The 5,755-nt window shown below is 61.0% G+C and carries 7 protein-coding genes; 6 read left to right on the forward strand and 1 reads right to left on the reverse strand.

What is annotated here, in order from left to right; genetic code table 11:
• The 3 genes from VFE81_RS04185 to VFE81_RS04195 form a co-directional block, all read left to right on the forward strand.
• The coding region (locus VFE81_RS04185) for an ABC transporter permease subunit (protein ID WP_414695546.1) at positions 1 to 421 on the forward strand (421 nt) is incomplete at its 5' end.
• Between the two features lie 67 nt (positions 422 to 488).
• On the forward strand, positions 489 to 1,583 hold the full coding sequence (locus tag VFE81_RS04190) for a BMP family ABC transporter substrate-binding protein (RefSeq protein WP_325043386.1): 1,095 nt from the start codon (positions 489 to 491) through the stop codon (positions 1,581 to 1,583).
• A 35-nt stretch (positions 1,584 to 1,618) separates the two neighbouring features.
• Complete coding sequence (locus VFE81_RS04195; protein WP_325043387.1) at positions 1,619 to 1,852, forward strand: hypothetical protein; 234 nt, start codon at positions 1,619 to 1,621, stop codon at positions 1,850 to 1,852.
• Here VFE81_RS04195 and VFE81_RS04200 read toward each other — a convergent pair.
• Positions 1,849 to 2,055, reverse strand: coding sequence for a dodecin (locus VFE81_RS04200; RefSeq protein ID WP_074283352.1), 207 nt, complete (start codon positions 2,053 to 2,055; stop codon positions 1,849 to 1,851). The two genes, VFE81_RS04195 and VFE81_RS04200, sit on opposite strands and share 4 nt — an antisense overlap.
• 172 nt (positions 2,056 to 2,227) lie before the next feature.
• On the opposite strand from VFE81_RS04200, the gene VFE81_RS04205 reads away from it, so the two are divergent.
• From VFE81_RS04205 to VFE81_RS04215, 3 genes are all read left to right on the forward strand, one after another.
• Complete coding sequence (locus VFE81_RS04205; protein ID WP_325043388.1) at positions 2,228 to 3,208, forward strand: NAD(P)-dependent oxidoreductase; 981 nt, start codon at positions 2,228 to 2,230, stop codon at positions 3,206 to 3,208.
• A 158-nt stretch (positions 3,209 to 3,366) separates the two neighbouring features.
• Complete coding sequence (locus VFE81_RS04210) at positions 3,367 to 4,959, forward strand: ABC-F family ATPase (RefSeq protein WP_325043389.1); 1,593 nt, start codon at positions 3,367 to 3,369, stop codon at positions 4,957 to 4,959.
• Between the two features lie 292 nt (positions 4,960 to 5,251).
• Positions 5,252 to 5,755: nitronate monooxygenase (locus tag VFE81_RS04215; RefSeq protein WP_325043390.1), on the forward strand; the 504-nt coding region annotated here is incomplete at its 3' end.

The following is a 5,755-nucleotide window of genomic DNA, read 5'->3' on the forward strand; positions in this document are numbered from 1 at the left end:
CTCGGTCGGCGAATCGCCGCAAGTGGCGCACTCGGTCGGCTTTCCGGTGGTCGGCGTGCGTTACGGCGCGGTGGCCTTCGGCGGCGGCATGGCGGGTCTCGCAGGCGGCTATTACTCGATCGTCAATCTGCATCTGTGGCAGGAGCAACTTACGTCGGGCCGCGGCTGGATCGCGCTCGCGCTGGTGGTGTTCGCGACATGGCGTCCGGGGCGTCTCCTGATCGGCGCGCTGCTGTTCGGCGCCGTGACCGGCCTGCAGTTCTACGCGCAGGCCATCGGCGTGCCGGTGCCGACGCAGTTTCTCGCGATGCTGCCGTATGTCGCGACCATCGTCGTGCTCGTACTGATTTCACGTAACCCGAACACGATTCGTCTGAATGCACCCGCTTCGCTCGGCAAGCCGTTTTTCTCGGCGGGCTGACACGGTTGCCGTTTCATATGACCGACCACACGTTTCAAATCAATCGACAAACACGACAGGAGAAAACATGAAGAGAAGAAATCTGCTGACCGCTTTCGCTTGGGGCGCGGCCTCACTGGCGCTCGCCGCGCCGCTCGCACAAACTGCGCAAGCTGCCGACGCACCGGGCGTCGCGTTTGTCTATCTCGGCAATCCTGGCGATGCCGGCTGGACCTTCGCGCACGATCAGGGCTCGAAGGAAGTGGAGGCGAAGTTTGGTAACAAGATCAAGATCACCCGCATCGAGAACGTGCCGGAATCGGCCGACTCGGAACGTGTGTTCCGCGACCTGGCGAACAAGGGCAACAAGATCATCATTGGTTCGAGCTTCGGCTATCAGGACTTCGAACTGAAGGTCGCGAAGGACTTCCCGGACACGGTGTTCCTGCACGCCACCGGCTACAAAAAGGCGCCGAACTTCGGTACCTATGACGTGCGCATGTACCAGGGCGCGTACCTGGCCGGCGTGGCCGCGGGCTATGTGACGAAGACCAACACGCTCGGCTTTGTCGCGTCGGTGCCGATTCCTGAAGTGATCCGTAACATCAACGCGTACACGCTCGGCGCGCGTTCGGTAAATCCGAAGATTCACACCAAGGTCATCTGGATCAACAGCTGGTTCGATCCCGGCAAGGAAAAGCAGGCCGCTGAAACGCTGATCGGCCAGGGCGCCGACGTGCTGCTGCAAAACACCGATTCGAGCGCAACGCTCGCGACCGCATCGGAAAAGCACGTGCATGCGTTCGGCTGGGATTCGGACATGAAAAAGTTCGGTCCTGAGGCGCACCTCGGTTCGGTGGTCGCGCACTGGGGCGTCTATTACAACGCGGCTATCCAGCAGGTGCTGGACGGCAAGTGGAAGAACGATCCGGTGTGGTGGGGCATTCCGCAAAAGGCGGTCAATCTTGAAGACCTGAACACGTCGGCGATTTCGGCCGATGCGCAGAAGCAGGTCGCGGCGAAGCGCGATGAACTGGCAGGCGGCAAGTGGGACGTCTTCACCGGCCCGATCAAGGACCAGTCCGGCGCGGTGAAGGTGCCGGCAGGCAAGACGCTGACCGATCCGGAACTGCAGCACCTGAACTGGTATGTGGAAGGTGTGGATGGTTCGCTGCCGAAGTAATTCGGCTTTCGCGGTTATCGTGACCGAATCGTGTAGTGATTGACGGGGTCGCGGATGACCGGGCCACGAATGACCGGATCGCGAATGACCGGATCGCGAACGACCGGGTCACGAATGACCGGGTCGCGAATGACCGCGTAATGATCGGCGGAATCGCCATCGACCAGGCGGCGGTGCGAGCAACCGCTGCTTTAAAAAGCTGCGTCCAGCACGGACGCAGCTTTTTTGCTTCGGATGATGTGTTGAATAGGGTTCAGGCGAAGCGTTAGTCGATGCGCAGACCGACCTTGATGGTCACTTGCCAGTAGGCGACCTTGTCGTTTTCGATCTGGCCCCGCGTTTCCGTCACTTCGAACCAGTGCAAATTGCGCAGTGTCTTCGACGCTTTTGTAATCGCGGTGCTGATTGCGTCGTCGATCGATTTGGTCGATGAACCGGTCAGTTCGATTTGCTTGTAGACGTGTTCTGACATGAACTTCCTCCTTTGATCTTCGTTGGTGTGAAAAAAGTATAGGCAATGGATGGCCGTTGACGTCGCTCGTATGGGCGAGTCATGCCGCACATCGCGTGCCCGATATGCCGCGGCGAGGCGAGGCCGTTATGATGTCCGCGCAACTCAATCCGAAACCTGACGAGGCTTGAAAGTGGAAATTGGTTTTTGCGGTCCTGGCCTGATGGGCGCGCCGATGATCCGGCATCTGCTGCGCGCGGGGCATACCGTGCATGTCTGGAATCGCACACGGGCCAAGGCGGAAGCGTTGTTGGCGGACGGTGCCAAGGTGGTCGATACACCGCGCGAACTCGCCTCGCGGTGTGAAGCGGTGCTGCTGTGCGTCGCGGATGCGGCGGCGGTTGAAGAAACGGTATTCGGTGCGGAAGGGCTGCTGAGTGCGGATGCCACTGCGCCGGGACGCGTGCGCTGGATCGTCGATCACTCGAGCATTCCGCCGGCCGTGACGCGCGCGTTCGCGCGGCGTGCGGCGGAAGGTGCGATTGCGGCTACTGGAGAGGGCGGGCGAGAGAGACAGCCTGAGGGCACAGGCACAGGCACAGGCACAGGCACAGGCACAGGCACAGGCACCACAAACGTCGGTTGGATCGATGCACCCGTATCCGGTGGCGTAGCGGGCGCGACCGCAGGGACGCTCGCGATCATGGCAGGCGGTGCCGCAGCGGACGTCGAGGCGGTCGCGCCGCTCTTCGGTGCGTATTCAGTCCGCGTCACGCACATGGGCGACGTCGGCGCGAGGCAGACCACCAAGCTCTGCAATCAGACCATCGTCACTGCGACCGTGGCGGCGATCGCCGAGGCGGTGAGTCTTGCGCAACGCAGCGGCATCGACGCCTCCAAGCTGACTGAAGGTCTTGCCGGCGGCTGGGCGGATTCCGTCCTGCTGCAGATTTTCGTGCCGCGCATGACGCAAAGCGGCCTCGCGCCGATCGGCGCATTCCGCACGTTCCAGAAGGACGTCGACACGGTCGCCGCGACGGCATACGAAACCGGCACGCCGATGCCGGTTTCGTCGACGGTCCAGCAACTGCTGCGACTCGGTGCGGCGATGGGGCTGGCAGAGGCTGATCTGTCGGCCTTCATCGATGTTTTGCAGACGCCGCGCGGCGGCTAAAAGGCGCTCGGAGCGCGTGAACGGCTGATATGAACCGCGTGTGACGCAGCGTGAAAGTGACGTCAAAACGCCGGAGCGCGGCGCGTGCGTGGGTTGACTTCGCGATAACCTGCTAAAATATTAGGTTGTTCGCCGATATCACATTCAAAGGACGTGTCGTGCTGTCTACCGCCAATATCACCATGCAATTCGGGCCAAAGCCCCTCTTCGAGAATATCTCGGTCAAATTCGGGGGAGGGAACCGCTATGGCCTGATTGGTGCGAACGGCTGCGGCAAGTCCACCTTCATGAAGATACTGGGTAGCGATCTGGAACCGAGCTCCGGCAACGTGATGCTCGAACCGAACATTCGCCTCGGCAAGCTGCGCCAGGATCAGTTCGCGTACGAAGACGTGCGCGTGCTCGACGTCGTGATGATGGGCCACGCCGAAATGTGGGCCGCGATGACCGAGCGCGACGCGATCTACGCGAACCCCGACGCGACTGACGACGACTACATGCACGCTGCCGAACTCGAAGCGAAGTTCTCCGAGTACGACGGCTACACCGCCGAAGCGCGCGCGGGCGAACTGCTGCTCGGCATCGGCATCGCGATCGAAGACCACAACGGCCCAATGAGCAACGTCGCGCCGGGCTGGAAACTGCGTGTGCTGCTCGCGCAGGCGCTGTTCTCGAAGCCGGACGTCCTGCTGCTGGACGAACCGACCAACAACCTGGACATCAACTCGATCCGTTGGCTGGAAGACGTGCTCAACCAGTACAACTCGACGATGATCATCATCTCGCACGATCGTCACTTTTTGAACCAGGTCTGCACGCACATGGCCGACATGGACTTCGGCACGTTGAAGGTCTATCCGGGCAACTACGACGACTACATGCTGGCCAGCACGCAGGCGCGCGAGCGTCAGCAGAACGCCAACGCCAAGGCCAAGGAACGTGTCGCCGACCTGCAGGACTTCGTGCGCCGCTTCTCGGCGAACAAGTCGAAGGCGCGTCAGGCTACCAGCCGCATGAAGATGATCGACAAGATCAAGATCGAGGAATTCAAGCCGTCGTCGCGGCAGAACCCGTTCATCCGCTTCGAGTACGAGAAGAAGCTGCATAACATCGCCGTGGTGGCGGACAAGATCTCGAAGAAGTACGAGCGCTCGATCTTCAACGATTTCAGCATTAGCGTGCAGCCGGGCGAGCGTATCGCGATCATCGGCGAGAACGGCGCGGGTAAGACCACGCTGCTGCGTTCGCTGCTCGGCAGGCTCACGCTGGATCACGGCGTGGTGAAGTGGGCTGAAAACGCGAACATCGGCTACATGCCGCAGGATACGTATGAAGAGTTCCCGGACGACGTCACGCTGATGGACTGGATCGACGGCTACCGCCAGGAAGGCGACGACGAACAGATGGTGCGCGGCACGCTCGGCCGTCTGCTGTTCAATGCCGACGACATCCGCAAGTCGGTCAAGGTGCTCTCCGGTGGCGAGAAGGGCCGCATGATCTGGGGCAAGCTCATGCTGGGCCGCCACAACGTGCTGCTGATGGACGAGCCGACCAACCACATGGACATGGAGTCGATCGAATCGCTGCAGATCGCGCTCGACAAGTTCGAAGGCACGCTGATCTTTGTGTCTCACGACCGTGAGTTTGTGAGTGGTCTCGCGAACCGGGTTATCGAAGTGAAGACCAACGGCACGCTGAACGACTTCGGCGGCAACTATGAAGACTTCCTGACGAGCCAGGGTGTGCAGTAAGCGCTCCTCGTTTCACGCTGTCGCGTCAAGCAAAGCCCGCTTCTTCGAAGCGGGCTTTTTTCATGGATGCGCGACTTAAGCACCCGCTCTGGTTTGTCCATCCGTCCGCCGCAGTCCTTGCAGACCCCCTGGCGCCATAGAGGAAGAACCATAAATCTCACTGTGAAGTGACCGACATCAACCAACCAGATTCAAAACCAACCCGCTCAACAGGCTCATTGACCCAACGCAACGCAAGCTGCGCCCAACGATCGATTATCACCGTTTCGATAGTCTATCCATTGGGTCGTCAATGCTCTCCTCTCACTCTTTCCCGCCGCTCGTCATCCGCGGCCGCTCGCTGCTTCCGATCGTGCAAGGCGGCATGGGCGTCGGCATCTCGGCCCACCGGCTGGCAGGCAGCGTCGCCCGCGAGGGTGCACTCGGCACCATCGCCAGCATCGACCTGCGCCATCATCACCAGGATCTGATCGAACGCTGCCGGCAATCGCCTGATCGGGCCACGCTCGAACAGGCGAACCTCACCGCGCTAGCGCGTGAAATCCACGCCGCCAAAGTACTCAGCGACGGCCGCGGCATGATTGCCGTCAACGTGATGAAAGCCGTTAACGCGCAAGCAGATTACGTGCGCGTCGCCTGCGAAAACGGCGCTGACGCGATTGTCATGGGCGCGGGCCTGCCGCTCGATTTGCCGGACATGACCCAAGGCCATGACATCGCGCTGATCCCGATCCTGTCGGATAGCCGCGGTGTCGCGCTGGTGCTGAAGAAATGGATGAAAAAGGGCCGTTTGCCC

Source organism: Paraburkholderia sp. (genome assembly GCF_035656215.1).
In the GTDB taxonomy this organism is placed as follows: Bacteria; Pseudomonadota; Gammaproteobacteria; order Burkholderiales; family Burkholderiaceae; genus Paraburkholderia.

Coding starts and splice junctions, on each gene's coding strand:
- VFE81_RS04190 (WP_325043386.1), top strand. CDS start 489: ATGAAGAGAAGAAATCTGCTGACCGCTTTCGCTTGGGGCGCGGCCTCA.
- VFE81_RS04200 (WP_074283352.1), bottom strand. CDS start 2,055: ATGTCAGAACACGTCTACAAGCAAATCGAACTGACCGGTTCATCGACC.